Origin of the sequence: Ralstonia edaphi, assembly GCF_958350185.1 — a bacterium.
Taxonomy (GTDB): Bacteria; Pseudomonadota; Gammaproteobacteria; order Burkholderiales; family Burkholderiaceae; genus Ralstonia; species Ralstonia edaphi.
This window is the reverse complement of sequence record NZ_CATWHI010000003.1, coordinates 80,415-98,790: the sequence shown is the minus strand read 5'-3', so window position 1 is coordinate 98,790 and position 18,376 is coordinate 80,415. Positions and strand designations below refer to the sequence as shown.

13 protein-coding genes are annotated in these 18,376 nt (G+C 66.4%); 5 read left to right on the top strand and 8 right to left on the bottom strand.

Annotated features, from left to right (window positions below; genetic code table 11):
• Nucleotides 1–23: 23 nt before the first annotated feature.
• From mobB to ku, 4 genes are all read right to left on the bottom strand, one after another.
• A complete protein-coding gene (gene mobB, locus R2669_RS10850) occupies nt 24–551 on the bottom strand; it encodes a molybdopterin-guanine dinucleotide biosynthesis protein B (RefSeq protein WP_147214436.1) in 528 nt (175 codons plus the stop codon).
• Entirely contained in the window at nt 548–2,086 is a 1,539-nt protein-coding gene (dacB, locus tag R2669_RS10845) for a D-alanyl-D-alanine carboxypeptidase/D-alanyl-D-alanine endopeptidase (protein ID WP_316900065.1), read from the bottom strand. The genes mobB and dacB overlap by 4 nt, the downstream gene beginning before the upstream one ends.
• Nucleotides 2,087–2,225: 139 nt before the next feature.
• Complete coding sequence (gene ligD, locus R2669_RS10840) at nt 2,226–4,829, bottom strand: DNA ligase D (RefSeq protein WP_316900063.1); 2,604 nt, start codon at nt 4,827–4,829, stop codon at nt 2,226–2,228.
• Between the two features lie 18 nt (nt 4,830–4,847).
• Nucleotides 4,848–5,765 (bottom strand): non-homologous end joining protein Ku, encoded by a 918-nt coding sequence (gene ku, locus R2669_RS10835; RefSeq protein WP_316900061.1) that lies wholly within the window; start codon nt 5,763–5,765, stop codon nt 4,848–4,850.
• A 156-nt stretch (nt 5,766–5,921) separates the two neighbouring features.
• Here ku and R2669_RS10830 point away from each other — a divergent pair, with 156 nt between their 5' ends.
• From R2669_RS10830 to R2669_RS10820, 3 genes are all read left to right on the top strand, one after another.
• The gene (locus R2669_RS10830) at nt 5,922–7,106 is read left to right on the top strand and encodes an MFS transporter (RefSeq protein ID WP_147214438.1); all 1,185 of its coding nucleotides are present in this window, start codon (nt 5,922–5,924) and stop codon (nt 7,104–7,106) included.
• A gap of 206 nt (nt 7,107–7,312) precedes the next feature.
• A complete protein-coding gene (locus R2669_RS10825; protein ID WP_147214439.1) occupies nt 7,313–7,702 on the top strand; it encodes a hypothetical protein in 390 nt (129 codons plus the stop codon).
• 19 nt (nt 7,703–7,721) lie between these two features.
• Entirely contained in the window at nt 7,722–8,537 is an 816-nt protein-coding gene (locus R2669_RS10820; RefSeq protein ID WP_316888465.1) for a hypothetical protein, read from the top strand.
• Here the strand turns inward: R2669_RS10820 and R2669_RS10815 are convergent.
• Together R2669_RS10815 and R2669_RS10810 are read right to left on the bottom strand one after the other, a co-directional pair.
• Nucleotides 8,527–9,315, bottom strand: a complete 789-nt coding sequence (locus R2669_RS10815) for a DUF1045 domain-containing protein (RefSeq protein WP_316900059.1) — start codon at nt 9,313–9,315, stop codon at nt 8,527–8,529. The genes R2669_RS10820 and R2669_RS10815 overlap by 11 nt on opposite strands.
• Before the next feature lie 8 nt (nt 9,316–9,323).
• Complete coding sequence (locus tag R2669_RS10810) at nt 9,324–10,499, bottom strand: alpha-D-ribose 1-methylphosphonate 5-triphosphate diphosphatase (RefSeq protein ID WP_316900057.1); 1,176 nt, start codon at nt 10,497–10,499, stop codon at nt 9,324–9,326.
• A 170-nt stretch (nt 10,500–10,669) separates the two neighbouring features.
• Between R2669_RS10810 and R2669_RS10805 the strand changes: the two genes are divergently transcribed.
• Nucleotides 10,670–13,393, top strand: coding sequence for a sensor domain-containing protein (locus R2669_RS10805; RefSeq protein ID WP_316900055.1), 2,724 nt, complete (start codon nt 10,670–10,672; stop codon nt 13,391–13,393).
• 150 nt (nt 13,394–13,543) lie between these two features.
• Nucleotides 13,544–14,956: a methyl-accepting chemotaxis protein gene (locus tag R2669_RS10800; protein ID WP_316888458.1), complete on the top strand. Its 1,413-nt coding sequence runs from the start codon at nt 13,544–13,546 to the stop codon at nt 14,954–14,956.
• A gap of 556 nt (nt 14,957–15,512) precedes the next feature.
• Here R2669_RS10800 and R2669_RS10795 read toward each other — a convergent pair.
• Nucleotides 15,513–16,835, bottom strand: a complete 1,323-nt coding sequence (locus R2669_RS10795) for an MFS transporter (protein ID WP_316900053.1) — start codon at nt 16,833–16,835, stop codon at nt 15,513–15,515.
• Nucleotides 16,836–17,009: 174 nt separating this feature from the next.
• Nucleotides 17,010–18,368 carry an amidase gene (locus R2669_RS10790; RefSeq protein ID WP_316900052.1) on the bottom strand — a complete coding sequence of 453 codons (1,359 nt, stop codon included), beginning with the start codon at nt 18,366–18,368 and terminating at the stop codon, nt 17,010–17,012.
• Nucleotides 18,369–18,376 lie beyond the last annotated feature (8 nt).

Below are 18,376 nucleotides of genomic sequence, written 5' to 3'. Positions count from 1 at the left end.
CTTGCCCGGATGTTAAGAGTGCTTCATATGGCAGCGCCGGCGAGTTGTTGTACGGCAAACGCGTAGACCGCGTCGATGTCGTTCAAATCCAGCACGGCCACGCCTTCCGGTGCCTGCACGGCATCGGGGGTATCGGTCGCGACGGCCACCACGCCGCCAATCTCTGGCCACAGCGGCGGGCGGCCCAGCGAAGGGCGGAACACTTCGATTTTTGGGAAGGTGCTGCGCTTGTAGCCTTCAACGATGACGAGGTCGGTGGCGGGAGAAAGCAGCGCCAGCACGTCGTCGAGTTCAGGTTCCACGGCGTTGGCGTATTCGCGCATCAGCACGAGGCGTTCACCGCCCACGAGCACGACTTCGGCGCTGCCGGCTTCGCGCATGCGGTGCGAATCCTTGCCGGGCGAATCGAGATCGAAGCCGTGATGCGTGTGCTTGATGGCCGCAACGCGGCGCCCATCGCGCACGAAGCGGGCGATGAGCTGTTCGACGAGCGTGGTCTTGCCGCTGCCCGACGTGCCGGTGATGCCCAGCAGGGCCTTGCGGGAACTCATCGCTGTGCGCCCTGGTAGATCCATTGCAGCAGCGCATCGTGTGCGGCCTGGCCGGCGCTGGCGTTTGGGTGGTTGATCATGCTGACCACCACGAAGCGCTGGCCGCCTTCGCCTTCCACATACCCCGCGATGGCGCGCACGTCGTTGAGCGTGCCGGTCTTGATCTCGGCGTTGCCCGCCACCCCGGCACGTGTCAGGCGGTTGCGCATGGTGCCGTCCACGCCGACAACGGGCAGCGCATCGCGCAGCACGCCGCCGTTCGGGTTGGCGTCAGCCTGCTGCAGCAGGCGCCCCATGTTGCGTGCGCTGATGCGCTCCACACGCGACAGGCCGGAACCGTTTTCCAGCACCAGCTCCGGCATCGTCAGGTTCTGTTTGGCGAGCCAGCGGTTGATGACCTCGGTGGATTGCCGCACCGATGCCGGCTTGCGGCCGATTTCCGCGCCGATGGTCAGGAAGAGCTGCCGCGCCATCACGTTGTTCGAATACTTGTCGATGTCGTGCACGACTTCCGACAACGGCGGGCCGTAGTGCGTGGCCAGCAGAACGGCCTGGCGCGGCACCTTGCCTTCGCGCAAGCCCGGCGTGAAACGCGTCGTACCACCGGCCTGCTGCCACAGTGCGAGGAAGCCGCCCCAGATGAAGTCGGCATGCGTGAGCGCGGCGATATTGAAGACGCGTTCCCCGCACGCGGCGGCGTAGCGGCCGTCGAAGCTGGCGAGTACATGCCCGTCGGTTTGCGTGGAGATGTTCGCGCCGGAGCTTGTCTTCCAGTCGCCGCAGCCGCCGCGCGTGGTACGCAACTGGTTGTCGATCTGCAACTGCGCGAGCGGCGGAGAGACATCGATGTTGACCGCGCCATTGCCGGCATCCGGCGACAGCGTGAACGTCAGTGTCTTGAAGGAATACAGCAGCGCGTCGGGCGCGACGTTGTAGGCACGCGCGCTGTCGCCGTCCAGCGGCGGCGCTTCTGAGAGGCCGCTTTCGAAATAGGTGCGATCCAGCACGATGTTGCCCGCCAGTTCGTCCACGCCGGCGCGGCGCACGTCGCTCACCAGCTTGACGAGTTCTTCTGGAATCAGCTTCGGATCGCCCTGGCCACGCAGGTACAGGTTGCCGTTGAGCGTGCCGTTGACGGGAGCGCTGTCGGCATAGGCCGTGGTCTTCCAGCGAAAGTCCGGGCCGAGCAGGTCCAGCCCCGCGAAGGTGGTCAGCAGCTTCATGGTCGACGCCGGGTTCATTCCAGCGTCGGCATTCCATTGCAGGATGGGCGTGGCGGTGCCGGTGCGGATCACGAACACGCTCACCGCATCCAGCGGGATATGCGCGCGCGCAAAGGCCAGCGCCACGTTGGCAGGCAGCCCGGCAGGGTTGTGCGCCGCCTGGCGTGCCTGCGCGGCGCTGGCGCGCGGCGCCGCGTTGGCCTTGGCTTTCTTGGCATGCGCCAGCGGCGAGGCCGCAATGGCGAGGAGCACCGCGCAGGCAAGCGCGCTGCGCGGCAGGTTGAGCAAACGGGTCGGGCGAATTCGGGCCATCGGCGGGGGGCAGAGTGGGGCGCACACACGTGCGCCAAGTGCAGACGCAGGCATGTTAACGCAGCGGCCCCGCACTTCGGCCGACAAGCAATGGGGCGTTCACCGCCCAATTCTTTCGGAGTCGCCTCTGTGTGACGGTTCAGTCATGGGCGCCGACGCGTTTGCGCATGTCGGCGGTCACCGACTGGCGTGTGCCGGCATAGTCCGCCCAGGGGTCGCCCTTGAGCTTGGCCAACCGATCCGGCAGCGTGCGCAGCGTCCACTGGGCAGACGACTGCAGCCCTTCGAGTTCGTCATGGCGGATCGGCACCGACACCGGCAACCCCGTCCGCGCGCGCACCGAATAGGCGGCTACCGTGCTCGCGCCGCGGTTGTTGCGCAGGTAGTCGATGAAGATCTTTCCCACGCGGTTCTGCGGCCCCATCTTGGCGACAAAGCGGTCGGGGAAGGTCGCAGCCATGTGCTGCACCACGGCTTGCGCGAACGTCTTGAGCGTGTCCCAACCGGAAGACTCGCGGCGCGTGAGTGGCACCACCACATGCATGCCGTGGCCGCCGCTGGTTTTCAGGAAGGCTTTCAGGCCAAGTTCATCCAGCATGGCCAGCATGAGTTGCGTGGCTTCGATCACGCGCGCGAAAGGAAGCGCCGGGTCCGGGTCGATGTCGAAGACGATGCGGTCGGGCTGTTCGATGCGGTCGGCCAGCGCATTCCACGTGTGGAATTCCACCGTGCCCATCTGCACTGCGCCGACCAGCGCTTCGGCCGAGTTGATGGCCAGCAGCGACGGATGGCCCGGGTCGAGCGATGGGTCCAGCTGCGTGATGCCCTGCAGCTTGAGCGCCGCGGAATGTTTTTGAAAGAAGCGCTCGCCGTCGATGCCATCGGGCGCCCGCACCAGCGACGTCGGCCGGTTGTGCAGATGCGGCAGCATCCACTCGGCCACGCTCGCGTAATAGCGTGCGAGGTCGGCCTTGGTGGTGCCGCTGGCTTTCTCGATCACGCGATCCGGATGCGTGACGTCCACATCGGCGATGCGTTCGGCACCGGGGCGCACCTTGCGTTCGGCAGCATTCACGGCGCGGGTCTCCTTGCGTGCAGCGGCGCTGGGCGGCTTGGCTTGTTCACGCACGATGTTGCGCGCAGGTTTGTCGTCGCGCAAACCTTGGAAGACGGCTTGCCGCACGATGCCTTCGCGCGTCCATTCGGCAAAGGCGATTTCGGCCACGCGCTCTGGCTTGACCCATTGCACGTCGCGCGCGTCGCTGCCGGTGGGCGGGTTCGCAAAGGGCGGCGTGTCGACGGTCAGACCCGTCAGTTCGTGATGCAACGCGTGCAAGCTCGTCTCATTGAAGCCGGTGCCGACGCGCCCCGCATAGCGCAGCTTGCCCGCGTCGTCATAGACGCCGAGCAACAACGCGCCGAAGCCGCTGCGGCTGCCCTTGGGCGCGCTGTAACCGCCGATCACGAATTCCTGCCGCTGCCCACATTTGAGCTTGATCCATGCGGGGCTTCGGCCGGCGCGGTACGGCGCATCGGCGCGCTTGCCTATCACGCCTTCGAGCGACATGCTGCATGCGGAAGACAACAGGTCTTCGGGTGCCGCGTTGAACGTGCCCGAGAACAGCACCGCTTCCCGGTCGAGATCGCCCGGAGCTGCCTCGAGAATGCGTTGCAGCAGCGCGCGCCGCTCGCGCAACGGCACGCCGCGCAAATCCATGCCGTTGCAGAACGGAATGTCGAACAGGTAGTAGGCAATGTGTTCGGCATGCGCGGTTTCGAAGGCGTTCTGCAGTGCCTGGAAGTCGGGTACGCCGCGCTCGCCCATCACCACAACTTCGCCGTCGAGCCACGCCTCACGTAGGCCCAGCGCCTGCAGCGTGCGTGCCTGACGGGGCAGCTTCGCCGTCCAGTCGCGGCCGTTGCGGCTGAACAGGCGCACGGTGTTGCCGTCGATGCGCGCGAGGATGCGGTAGCCGTCGAACTTCACTTCGTAATCCCACTCGCCGTGTGTGGGGGGCCCGTCGACTAGCGTGGCGAGTTGGGGCTCCAGCGTCCTGGGCAACGTGGCGGGCACGGCGCCGGCGGGCGGTTGGACTTGCGCCGGTTCCGAGCGCTCCGTCTTGCCATCATCGGCCTTGGCCTTTCCTTTGGCCTTGGGTTTCGCGCCGACGTTCTCTCCGGTGATCACGCTTGCGGGCAAGGCCTGCGTCACGTCGTAGTCGCTGGATGGCCGAACCTGATCGTCGCGCTCCTTGATCAGCAGCCACTGTTCTTTCGGTTGCCGCCCGGTGCCGTGCAAATGCGTGCGCACCAGCGCCCACGCGCCGTGCAGTTTCTCGCCGTCGAGATCGAACTTGAGCTTGCCGTCTCGGTACGCCTTGCGCGGATCGCCATGCGGGTGCCACGTACCGCGGTCCCACACGATCACATCGCCACCGCCGTATTGGCCTTCGGGGATGTGGCCTTCGAAATCGGCGTAGTCCAGCGGGTGGTCTTCAACATGCACGGCGAGGCGCTTGTCGGCCGGGTCCAGGCTCGGGCCCTTGGGAACGGCCCAACTCTTGAGCGTGCCGTCAAGCTCCAGCCGGAAGTCGTAATGCAGCCGCGTCGCGTCGTGCTTCTGGATCACGAAGTGCAGGGCGTCGTTGTCACGCCGCTCATCGGCTTTGCGGCGCGCGCCGGCAGGTTCCTGGGTCTGCGTGAAATCGCGCTTGCGGCGGTAGTCGGCGAGATGGCGTGGCATGGCGTCGGCTCCGTCGTGTTATGCGCGCTTGCGTGTGGCGGTCTTGCGCGCCGTCTTGGCGGCGGCCTTGCGCGGTGCACGCTTGCGCGGAGCAGGTTCGTCTTCCGCATCGTCGTCGTTAGACGCCCCTTTGCCCTTGCCGCGCTTGGCAAGGCTCTGCCGCAGCAGGTCGGTCAGGTCGATCACGTTGCCGGAGCGCGGTGCGGCGGTTTCGGCTTCCATCGGCTCGACCGACTCCGTGCGGCCTTCGCGCACCTTGCGATCGACCAGCGTGAGAATGTCGTCGCGGAAGGTGTCGTGATACTCGGCAGGGTCCCAGGTGCCGCTCATGTCGTCGATCAGCTTTTCGGCCATGTCGATTTCTTTGGCCGTGAGCTTGGCGGCCTTCGTGCCTTCTTCCGGCAAGTCGAGTTCGGACCAGTCGCGCACTTCGTTGGACCAGCGCAGCGTATGCAGCACGAGCACCGGCCCCATCGGGATCAGCGCGGCCAGATGCTGCTTGGTGTGCAGCACGACGTTGGCGACACCAATTTTCTGTGAGCGCGTCAACGCCTCGCGCAGCAGCGCGTAGACCTTTTCCCCGCGCCGGTCGGGCGCAAGAAAGTACGGCGTATCGAGATAGAGAAACGGAATCTCCGCGGCATCCACGAAGGTCAGCAAATCGACCGTCTGCGTCGAGACCGGGTTGGCGGCGCGGATGTCCTCGTCGGTCAGGATCACGTAGCGGTCTTTCTCGTAGGCATAGCCGCGCACGATCTGCTCGCGCGGCACTTCTTTGCCGGTGGTCTTGTTGATGCGCTTGTAGCCGACGCGGTCCATGGTGCGACGGTCGAGCCAGTCGAAGTCGAGGTCGTCGCTGCGGGTGGCCGGATACAGCGCAACGGGAATATGGACGAGGCCGAAACTCACGGCGCCCTTCCAGATCACGCGGGGCATGGCAGGTCTCCCGATGCGGTGGATTCGAGCGTGGTGACGCAAGCCGCATACCTGCGTGGCGCGGGGCGGCGTCATACGTTCATCAGCCGGGCGCGGTAGCATGGTGCCTTTGCGGCGCGACCCGCTTGCGCTGCGCGTTTTTCCCAGCTGTCCTTCATGTCTTCCGAATACGTCCAATCTGCCGGCGCGCTGCGGCCCCGCCGGCTTCCCCTGTCGGCCCGCGCGGCGACGATGGCTCTCTTTTTCGCCAACGGTGCAACGTTTGCGACGTGGGGCATTCACATTCCGACGGTGAAGGCGCGCTTCGGGCTGTCCGAGGCGTCGCTGTCGTTGGCGATGTTCATGGTGGCCGCCGGTGCCATCGTCGCGATGAAGTTTGCGGGCCAGTGGGCGGCGCGCGTCGGCACGCGGCGCGCAAGCGTGCAGGCCGGCGTGGCATTTGGTGTCATGACGGCTCTCATCATGCTGATGCCGAGCTACCCGGCACTGCTGGCCGTGCTGCTGCTGTTCGGCATCACGAACGCCGGTTTCGATGTCGCCATGAATGCGCAAGCGGCCACGGTCGAGGCCAATCATCACAAGCCGATCATTTCCTCGCTGCACGGCATGTTCAGCCTGGGCGGCATGGTGGGGGCGGCGGTGGGCGGCGTGCTGCTGGAACTGGGCGTGCCGCCGGCCGTGCATTGCGGCGGCATGGCGCTCGTCACCATGGCGACGGCGCTGTGTGCCGGCCCGTTCATGCTGCCCGACCACGTGCATGCTGAAGGCGAATCCGCACATCCGACCACGGGTCGTACGCTGTTTCTGCTCGGCGTGCTGGCCTTCCTGGGGCTGGTCGGCGAAGGCGCGATGTACGACTGGACGACCGTGTACATGCGCGAGATCGCGCAATCGCCCGAGGCCGTTGCCAGTGCCGGATACGCAGCGTTTTCGGGCGGGATGGCGCTGGCGCGTTTTGGGGGCGATTTCGCACGCGGGCGCTGGGGCAACATGCGCGTGCTCGGCGCCAGTGGCGTGCTGGCAACGGGCGGGATCCTGCTTGCGCTGTTGTGGCCCGCACCGATGGCTGTCCTGACAGGCTTTGCGCTGATGGGTGTGGGCGCCGCCAACATGGTGCCGATCTTCTTCATCACCGCGTCGCGCCTGCCTGGCGTGCCGGCGGCCGAAGGCATTGCCGCCGTGGCGCGCTTTGCCTACGTGGGCTTGCTGATCGGCCCGGTCATCATCGGGTTGATCGCGCACCGCTCCGACCTGCGCTGGGGGCTCTCCGTGGTGGCGCTCACCATGGCGTTGATTGCGGCGATGGGCCCGCGTGCGATCCGCGTGCCGGAACGCCACTGATCCGCCTGCGCTTCAGCACGCAAATTGCCCAAAAAATATGCAGTTTCTGTGCGTTGACTTTCCTGTGCGCTTGCCATAGCGTACGACGAGGAGAGGGGGTTTCCCGGCGCCGTCGCCAACATGCCAGTGCGCATGACACCGGGATGCGTTCAAAACGAGGCTGTGCTGTCAGCCAGCCCAAACGACCCATAGGAAAGGAGCTTCAGATGCCGTACAAACGTCTTACCCTCGTGGCAGCGGTCGCTGCCGTAGCAGCCATCGGCACCGTAGCCCACGCGCAGACTGACCAGAAGAAGTTCGACCCCTATAGCCAAGGCGCAAAGGTCGGCGACAAGTTTGACCCGTACCAACAAGGCGCGAAGGCCGGCGACAAGTTCGACCCGTATTCGCAAGGCGCCAACAAGAACGACAGCACCGCCAGCGCGCTCAACCCCGGCGCCCAGCCGGCCAATGTCGAGAAGGGCAAGTACGACACATACACCCAGGGCGCCAAGGCCGGTGAAAAGTTCGATCCGTATAGCCAGGGCGCCAAGGCGGGCGGCAAGTTTGACCCGTACAGCGAAGGCGCCAACAAGAAGGACGCGCCCAAGCAGTAAGCCCGTGCCGAGCGGGTTCATGAAGACGCTGATGCATCGCCCGATGCATCGGCGTTTTTCTTTGTGGAACGCCGCCGCAGCCGTGGCGGCGTTTGCGTTGGCGCTACCCGCGCATGCGGCGGGGCTGTGCTCCGCGCCGTGGGTGCACGACGGCAGCCGCGTGCGCCTGGACGGCAACGGCAAGACGCCGATGATCGTCGAGTTCACGCTGCACGACGTCAATCGCGACATGCAGGACGGCTGCGAGATCGGCCTGCACATCTACGCCAAATCCGGCCTGGTGGCACTCGGCGGCCGGCCCATCGAAACGGTCCAGGAGCACCAGCTGCTTGTGGACGAAGCCGGCGTGGTCACGCGCATCGTCAGCATCAACGGTCGCGTATTTGCGCAAAGCGAGCATGCCGATCTGATTGGCACTGTGAGTACAGCCATTTCCGGCATGTTCCTGTACGGCGCCGGCCTGGCGCCCGAAGCCGAGATGCTGCCTGGCGACACGTACGAGTCCAGCTTCGATTTCGATGTGGTGTCGCCGCGGCTGGGGATCTCCGTGGGGCGCATGCGGGCCGAGCGCGCCAAGGTGGAGGTGTCGGAGCGCGAGGTCGGGCCATCGCAGCCGATGAACACGGTGGTGGGTGAGCTGCAGTGCCGGCCGATCCGCTACACGCGCACGGCCCGCCTCGGTGTGCTGCGGCTGGGCAATGAAACGCTCGAGCCCGATTCCACCGTTGCGCACATCACCGATTGGTATTGCCCCGAGGCAGCCGTCGTGATGCGCCAGGAGGTCGAGCAGCACGGCCAGACACAGGTGATCGACGTGGTCGAACTCAAGCGCTGAACGTGCTTTGCGCCGCGTCGAAGTCTTCGGTGCTGCCATCAAACCGGTACACGCGTGCCACGTTGAACGGCGCTCCCGGCGCAGCCTGCGAGAACAACGCAATGTGGTCGACGGGCATGGCGGCTGGCAGGGCCACGGGCGTGGCTTCCAGCGCGCGATAGCAGGCAAGCTGCTCGGCAGAGTCAAGCCGTCCCGTCAGCGTGATGTGAAACGTGAATGTGCCAAACACATACGGATAGCCCCAGCGCTGCAGATGACGCTCCTGCGCATCCGACAGCCCGGCGCGACGGCGCCGCGCGAGTTCAGCGGGCGGTGGCGGTGCGCGGAAGCCGTCGAATTCGCTGACGCACGCGTCGGCGAGCCGGTGAAGCGTGTCGCGGGCAGGATCGCCATGACGCAGCCTCCACGCCACGAAGCCGCGCAGCGTCTGCAGGGCCGGTTCGATCGTGAAGGCGTGCTGCTGCTGTGCGAAGCGGCGTAGCGCGGTGTCCAGTTCCTCGACCGTGCGATCGCTTGCCAGGCGGAACGGCGGTTTGAACGTGGCGTGCAGGCCGTACTGGCGTGGCGCTTCCGTCCAGCGGTCGAGCGTGGCAAGGTCGACGCCGGCTTCGCGGACAAACACCTCGCGTTGACTTGCGGAGACTGCGGCGCCGGTACGCGCGCAGCGGCCGAGCCAGCGTGTGCCCAGCCCGTACCAGGGCTCGGGCGGCAGCAGGTACAGAGCGTATCGCCACGCAGTCGGTATCGGCCGCGACAGGGAGGCCCGCACCGGCTCCATGGCGTTGTTCAGCCGATCAGAGGCAGCTGGGCCGCGGCATGGCGCAGCCGCCCGCCGACCACGGCGGCCACCACGCGCGGCAGGCCTGGGCGGCGGTCATCCACCACGATGGCGTCAGCGCGCAGGCCGGTTGCCAGCGTGCCGCGATCCGTCAGCCCTGCGGCTTCAGCGGGGTTGGCGGCCACCAGCGCCCACGCCTTGTCCAGCGGCACCACGCCGCGCTCGGCCAGCTTGAATGGCGCGGCCAGCAGCGCCGGGTAGTAATAGTCGGATGCCAGCACGGTGCCCAGGCCGGCCGCCACCATGGCCGCCGCATTCGGCGCGCCGTTGTGACTGCCGCCGCGCACCACGTTGGGCGCCCCGAAGACGATATGCCCCCCATGAGCGCGCGCCGCCCGCGCAACATCCTCGGTCAACGGAAATTCGGTGACGGTGCAGCCGTGCGCGTGAAAGGTGTTGCGCGTGGCAATGTCGGGTTCATCGTGTGAAGCCATGCGAATGCCGCGTTGCTGCGCCGCCCGCGCGAGCGTGCCGGTCACTTCGCCGAGCCGCGTGGCATTGACTGCGGCGGCATGCAGACGTGCGAGGAACGTGTCGATGTCGCACTCGGCGCGATCGGCGTATTGTGCGAGCTTGCGCGCGTCGCCCAGCTTGTCGCGCATCCCCGGCAGGTGATCGTTGAACGACAGAAGGTGCACGCGGCCGGCATCCATCCAGGCCAGCGCATCGGCAACGCCGTCGGCGTGATGCAACTCGAAGCGCAGGTGCATCAGGTGCTGCGCGCCCAGGTGCGGCCGCATCGCATCAAGGGTATCGAGCATGCGCTGCGCATAGGTGCGCCCGCGCAGGCCGCCTTCCCACGAATACGTCACGCCGTGGAATTCGGTGGTGATGCCGCTGGCAAGCAATTGGCCGTCAACGTCAGCGAGGGCGGTCTCGTACGGAAAGGCCACGCCGGGGCGCGGCATGACGGCGCGTTCGAAGGCATCGCCGTGCAGGTCGACGATGCCGGGCAGGACCAGCAGGTCGCCGCAGTCCATCATCCCGCGCGTCGGCTGGGCATCACACGCGGCGATCTGCCCATCGCGAAAGTGCACGGCGGCTTCCACCAGCCCGCCGGGCAGGAGGGTACGCCGCGAAATCAGGCCGGCTACGTGGCCGACGGAAGACGAAAACGATTGCATAAGGCCCAGGTGCGAACAGTTGCGCAGGAACGTCGTGCGGGCATTGTGCCGCAACTGACGTGCCGCTTGACCGCACATCGGCCATTTGCCCCACCCTGAAGTAGGGAGAGGCAGTCAAACGCCTTAACTTTCCCGACACGATGGTCGATATCGTGAAAAACAACCCAGATATGGACGCCACCTCTGCTGGGCGGCCTGACCGTCCCGAACCGGATGTAATCGACCAGGACAGCCCCAGGCCGCTGCCGCTCGCTGACGACCGCTACGAGGCGCTCGTCCGGCAAATGCCGGATGCGCTGTACATCGTGGCGGACGACATCATCGTTTTCGTCAACGAGGCGGGCGTGCGGCTGTTTGGCGCCCAGACGGCGCGCGACATCGTCGGTCACGAGCTGGACGAGTTCGTGCACGACAACTCGCTGCACCTCGCCCGCCAGCGCCGCGAGTGGATGGTCACGCACGGTGCGGGCTTGCCGCCCGTCGAGCAGACGTTGCTGCGCTGCGATGGCACGCCCGTGGAAGTCGAAGTGCTCTCAGCGCCGGTGCAGCTCGGCTGGCGCACCGCCATCCAGGTCGTGGCGCGCGACATCACGCAGCGCAAGCAGGCCGAACAGGCCCTGCGCGAATCTGAAGCCAATTACCGGGCGCTGGCCGCTGAAACCGCACGCGCCAAGGAATTGCTGCGCTGCGAAAAGACCGTGCTCGAACTCAGCTCGCGCAACGTGCCACTGCCTGACCTGCTGGCCGAAGTCTGCCGGCTCGTCGAAGCACTGCTCGACGATGGCGCCATGTGCTCGGTCCTGCTGAGCAGCGACGGCGAGCACATCACGCAGGCCGTGGCGCCGTCGCTGCCGTTCATCCTCTCGCAGTTGCTGGTGGGAATAGCGATCGGCCCTGCGGTCGGTTCGTGCGGCACGGCCATGTTCCTGAACAAGACCGTGGTGGTGGAAGACATCGACGCCGACCCGCTCTGGGACGGCTACCGCGACATCGTCGCGCCGCTGGGCCTGCGCGCGTGCTGGTCAACGCCCATCCGCGGTGACAACGCGCAGATGATCGGCGCGATGGGCATCTACTACGACACGCCGCGTGCGCCCACCCGCGACGCCATGGGATTGCTGGACGGCATTACCGACATCATCGGCGTGGCGGTGCAGAAGGCCCATATCGCGCGCGATCTGCAGGAAAGCGAAGAACGCTACCGCCTGGCCGTCGACAACCTGACCGAAGGCATCGTCGTGCAGGCAGCCGACGGCACCATCCTCGCGTGCAACCCGAGCGCGCGGCGCATTCTGCGGGCGGGCAACGTGTCGCCGGTCGGCACCAGCCACCTGGCGTTGATGCGCCGCTCGCTGCGCGAAGACGGCAGCGAGATCCCGCTCAATGAGCGCCCCACGCGCGTGGTGCTGGCCACCGGCCGGCCCTTGCTCGGCTTGACCGTCGGCCTGGAACTGGTGAACGGCGATGTGGTGTGGGTGCACGAAAACGTGCTGCCCATCGTGCGCCCCGGGGACGATGCCCCCTCGGCGGTGCTGATCTCGTTCAACGACATCGGGCCGGCACGCGCGGCGCAGCAGCAGCTCACGTTCCTCGCGCAGCGCGATGCGCTCACCGGTTTGTACAACCGCGCGTATTTCTCGCAGCGGATGCAGGCCGTGATGGAGCAGGCCGCCAGCCAGCCCAACGAGGCGCGCCAGGTTGCGGTGCTGTTTCTCGATCTGGATGGCTTCAAGAAGGTGAACGACACGGCCGGGCACGAAGCCGGCGACCACCTGCTGCGCATCGTGGCGCAACGCCTGTCGGCCTGTGTGCGGCAGAGCGATACGCTGGCGCGCCTGGGCGGCGACGAGTTCGTCGTGCTGCTCGACAACGTCCGCTCGCTGGGCGAGGCGGAGCGCCTGGCCAAGCGCATCGTCCATTCCATCGCGCAACCGTTTTCAACGAGCGGCACGGAGTACTACCTGGGCGCGTCCATCGGCATCGCGGTGTACCCCGAGCATGGCAACGATGCCGCCACGCTGCTGCGCTGTGCGGATGCCGCCATGTACAACGCCAAGCAGAACGGCCGCAACCAGCATCGCGTGTACACGGCGCGCCTGTCGCAGCGCGCGCAGCGGCGCTTCCAGCTGGAATACCACCTGCGCCGTGCCCTGGCGGCGGGCGAGCTGTCGTTGCGCTTCCAGCCGATCGTCGATGCCACATCGATGGACATCGTCGGCGCTGAAGTGCTGCTGCGCTGGCACAGCACGGAACTGGGCGAAGTGTCGCCCGCCGAGTTCATCCCCGTGGCCGAAGACGCCGGGCTCATCGGCGACATCGGCGAATGGGTGCTGGCGCAGGCGTGCCATCAGGCCGCGCATTGGCGTGCCACGTGCATGCCCGAGTTCTTTGTCGCCGTGAACCTGTCGCCGCGCCAGTTTGGCGAAGGCCTGGTGCCGACCATCTCGCGCTGCCTGACCGAGGCCGGCTTGCCCGCCTGCGCGCTGGAGATGGAGATCACCGAAGGCTTGCTCATGCGCGACACCGCCGCCGTGATGCCGATGCTCGACGCGCTCACGGCGCTGGGCATTCGCATCTCGATCGATGATTTCGGCACGGGCTATTCGTCGCTGTCGTATCTGCAGCGCTTCCCGATCGACAACCTGAAAGTGGATCGCTCGTTCGTCTCGGGCATTCCGCGCCATCGCGATTCGGTGGTGATCTCGCGCGCCGTGGTCGCGATGGCCGCGTCGCTGGACATGACCGTCACGGCGGAAGGTGTCGAGACGCTGGAGCAGGCCGAGTTCCTGCAAGCCGCCGGGTGCGACAAGTTGCAGGGTTTCCTGTTTGGCCCCCCCATGACGGCTGGCGCCTACGAGGCACGGCTGCGCCGCGACCGTTCCGCGCAGGCGTAGTGCTGCGCAAGGCGCATGTAATGCCCGCGTAAGCCGGTGCGCGTAGCGTCGCTCAAGCGCGCACCGCCCGCGCCGATATTCCCCGTAGAGGGTTTGCTTTGCCATCGGCGCGAGCACACAAACAACAACGACATCTGGAGACAACCGCACGTGAAGCCGTTCACCTGGGCCCGCGGCCCGAAAGCCTCTCCCGACCTTGTCGCCCGCATTGCCGAAGAGGCCGGCCGCGTCGGCATGGGCATCTGCGAGGTCTCCGGCAACGTCGAAGACGTGGCCGTGCGCCTGCGCCGGCAGGCCGACGTGTTCGACCAGTTGCGCAACGCAGCCGACGTGACGATGCGCGGCAACCACGACATCGCCGTGGCGGCGCGGCATGCGCGCGAAGTCGCATCGCACGCCAGCGAAGAAGTGAGCGGCTCACGCGCAACGGTCGATGCATCGCTGCGCGACATTCGCGAACTGGCCGTTGGCGTGGCGAGCATGGAGCAGCAGATTGCTGCACTGCGTGAAGCGCTGATCCAGGTGGCGCAGGCGTCCGAGCAGATTTCGCAGATTGCCAAGCAGACCAATCTGCTGGCGATCAACGCGGCCATTGAAGCCGCACGCGCCGGGGAATCGGGCCGCAGCTTTGCCGTCGTTGCAGGCGCGGTGAAGCAGCTCGCCGGGCAGACCGCCGAAGCGACGCAGCGGATCGAAACCACCCTGGCCGATTTGTCCGGCCAGACCGACAAGCTGATCGGCGACAGCAGCGCCAACGTGGCGCGCGCGCAGCGCGTGGATGCCGGCACGCAGGCGATTGGTGCGGTGATCGGCGTAGCGGGCGAAGCCATCGCGCGCTTCGATGTCGAGGCGACGAGCATTGCAGAATCCACCGCCGCCATTGAAGGCGAATGCGCGTCGCTCGCGCGTGAGGTGGATGCCATGGCCGAGGGCGTGAAGCAATCGAGCCACAACATCGACAACGCCCAGCGGCAGCTATCGGGCTTGCTGGGCGCGTCGGAAACGTTGATCCGCTTGACGGCTTCAACCGGTGTGCAGAGTGCCGATACGCCGTTCATCGAAGCGGTGCAAGCGGCGGCCGGCAAGATCAGCGCGCTGTTTGAATCGGCGCTGGCGCGCGGCGATATCAGCGAGGGCGATCTGTTCGACCGCACCTATGCGCCGGTCCCGAATACCGATCCGCCGCAGCACATGACGCGGTTTACGGCGTTCACGGATCGCGTGTTGCCTCCGGTGCAGGAGCCTTTGCTCCAGCTGGATCCGCGCGTGGTGTTCTGTGCGGCGGTCGATACCAATGGCTATCTGCCGACACACAACCTGAAGTTCTCGCAGCCGCAGGGCAGTGATCCTGCCTGGAACGCGGCCAACAGCCGGAACCGCCGGCTCTTTACCGACCGCACGGGGCTGGGGGCGGCGCGCAATACCGAGGCATTCTTGTTGCAGACGTATCGTCGCGATATGGGGAACGGGACGTTTGTGATGATGAAGGATGTGTCGGCGCCGATTTACGTCAAGGGCCGGCACTGGGGCGGCGTGCGGATGGGGTACAAGGTGGCCGGTTAAGGTCCGTAACGCCGGGGGTGGGGTTCCGAACTTCTTTAATGGGGTTCGGAACGGCATTGCTGAGGTTCGGAACTCCATCCGTGTTGTTCAGAACGGCATTTGCTGGGTCGGACCTTGGCGCTCTTGGCGTTTGGAACGTCTTGAATGGGGTTTGGGACTGCTTTGGGCGGGTTCGGAACCTCATTGGTGGGGTTCGGGACTGCTTTGATGGGGTTCGGGACGTCTAGGGGTGGGGTTTGGAACTTCGTGGGTGGGGTTTGGGACCTTGCGGGTGGGGTTTTGGTGTTGATGGTGCGTCCCTTGTTTCGTCCCCTGGCGGGGCCGACTTACTTTCTTTGTCTTGCCAAAGAAAGGCAAGCAAAGAAAGGCGCGCCCGAGATGGCGACTTCCCCTTGAATTTCTGTAACCGTGCGGAGAAGGAGGCAAACTCGCTTCGCTCAGACAGGCCTCCTTCTTTTTTCCGCCCGCTTACAGAAATTCAAGGCGCCATCTAGGGCAGGGTACGGCCAAACCGTCGCGGCGCGGGGGGTGGCGCCACGATGGTTCGTCTACGTGCTTAGTGTTTGCGGGTGCCCAGGATGACCAGGACGGCGGCGCCTAGCTCCAGCGCGGCTACGAAGTAGAGGCCGGCGGAGAGGTGGCCGGTGCTGGTCTTCAGCCAGCCGATCATGTACGGCGCGACGAAGCCGGCGAGGTTGCCGATGGAGTTGATGAGGGCGATGCCGCCTGCGGCTGCGGTGCCGGCCAGGAAGACGGCGGGGATCGACCAGAACACCGGGAACGCGGCGAGGATGCCGATGGCGGCGACGGTGAGCGAGATCAGCGCAAGCGCGGGCGAGCCGAGCAGTGCGCCTGTTGCGACCAGGCCGGCGGCTGCGATGACGGCGGCGATGGCGCAGTGCATGCGGCGCTCGCCCGTGCGATCGGAATGCGCGCCGTTCCAGACCATCGCAATCGTGCCGGCGATGAACGGAATGGCCGCGATCAGCCCGATCTGGAAATTGCCCTGCACGCCCAGCTCCTTGATGATCGACGGCGTCCAGAACGCGATGGTGGCGTTGCCGCTGACCACGCAGAAATAGATGGCTGCGCAGATCCACACGCGGGCGTTGGCCAGCGCGGCGCCAAACGAGGCGTGCTTGGCGGGGTCGCGGTTCTCCACTTCAACGGCGCGCACGACGGCGTCTTGCTCGGCAGCGGTAAGCCACTTGGCCTGACGCGGCGTTTCGGGCAGCCACGCCAACACGGCAAAGCCGGCCAGCACGGACGGAATGCCCTCGAGCAGGAACAGCCATTGCCAGTTGGCGAGGTGGCCCACGCCTTCCATGCGGCTCATGATGAAACCGGCAATCGGGCCGCCCACCACGCCCGCAATCGCAAACGAAGTCATGAACAGGCCGTTGATGCGCGCGCGGTGTGCGGAGGGAAACCAGTACGTCAGGTACAGCACCACGCCCGGGAAGAAGCCCGCTTCAAAGATGCCCAGCAGAAAGCGCATCACGTAGAACGAGGTCGGCGTCTTTACATAGATCATCGCCATCGAGGCCAGGCCCCACAGGATGGTGATGCGGGCGAGCGTCTTGCGTGCGCCGATCTTTTCGAGCAGCAGGTTGCTCGGCACTTCGAACAGGAAGTAGCCGATGAAGAAGATGCCGGCGCCCAGGCCGTACACCGCTTCGCTGAACTGCAGATCCTGCAGCATCGACAGCTTCGCGAAGCCGACATTGACGCGGTCGATCCACGCGAGGATGAACAGCACGACCAGGAACGGCACCAGGCGATACGCAATGCGGCGGTAGGTGGCATCCAGCTCGGTGCTGGGAAGCGGACGACTGGCCGGGTCGGTCGGGTTGGCCGGCAGGGCTTGGGTTTGCGACATGGTTTCCTCCAATAGCGTGTGAGGGCGCCGGCGCTTCGTGTGCTGCTGTGTTTTACGAAACGCAGGCATGCGTTGGGCCTGGCGCGTCTACAGCGCGCCTTTTCTTTTTTCGGCTTGGCTTGGGGAACCGCCTGCGTGGCCCGGACGCCGGCGGCAAATGTTCTGGCTAGTCGATCAACGCAGGGCAGCCTCCACCGCCCGGCCGACGCGCAGGATGCGCGCGTCGTCGTTGGCGAGACCGCAGAGCGACAGGCCGACCGGCAGTTCGCCGGCAGCGTGTACCGGCAGCGTCAACGCGCAGCCGTCCAGGAAATTGATCACGCTCGGATTGCGCAGCGCGAGGGCATTGACGCGGAAGAACGCTGCGTCGTCGGCTTCAAGGGGGGCGACTTCGGGCGGCACGATGGCCACCGTCGGCATCAGCCATGCATCGAAGTTGCCCAGGCGCTTGCGTGCGGCGGCAATCATGCGCACGCGTGCGTTGATCACGTCGATGTAGGCGGCTGCGCTCATCTGTTCGCCACGGCGGATGCGCGTGGCGACGCGCGGGTCGTACTGCGCTTCGGCACGCGCGAGCAGCGCGCGATGCCATGCCCAGGATTCCGCCGCCGAGAAGCCGCCGCCGCTGTTGATGTCCGGCAGTTGCAGCAGCTCGGGAAATTCGAAACGCACGATGTGCGCGCCGGCACGTTCCAGCCGCTCGACAGCGCGCTCGAACGCAACGGCGACTGTGTTGTCGAGATCCGCGCCGACAAAGTCCTGCGTGATGCCGAAGCGCAATCCGGCCAGCGGTACTGCGGTGGTGTCGAACGCATCGTTGCCGGACTCGCCGCTCAACACGGCATCGACGATGGCGCAGCAGTCAACCGAGTTGGCGAGCGGGCCGCCGGAATCGAGCGACGTGGACAGCGGCACGGCGCCCGTCATCGGCACACGGCGCGCGGTGGGCTTGAAGCCCGTCAGATTGCAGAACGCCGACGGAATGCGGATCGAGCCGCCGGTGTCTGTGCCCAGGGCCGCCACGGCCATGCCGCCCGCAACGGTGACGGCACCGCCCGACGTGGAACCGCCTGCCGCGCGTGCGCCATCGGCCGGCGTGCGCGGTGTGCCGTAATGCGGGTTCAGGCCCAGCCCCGAGAACGCAAATTCGCTCATGTTGGTGCGGCCGAGCAGCACGGCGCCGGCTGCACGCAGGCGCGCCACGGCGGCGGCATCGGCGGTGGCGTGCGGCTGGTCGGCCAGGGCGCGCGAACCGGCTGCGGTCACTTGGCCGGCTACGTCAAACAGGTCCTTGATGGACACCGGCAGCCCCGCCAGCGGCGAGGGCACGTTGCCTGCCGCACGTGCGGCATCGGCGGCGCGCGCCATGGCCAGCGCGGCTTGCACGTCGATGCTCACGTAGGCGGCACCGCCGGCGGCGCGGTGCGATTCGGCGTGCTCCAGGGCAGCCTCTGTCAGCGCGACGCTGGTGGTGCGGCCGGCAGCCAGGTCAGCGGCCAGCGCGCGGATCATGTTCGGGCGGGGCGTCATCATGCGGTGGT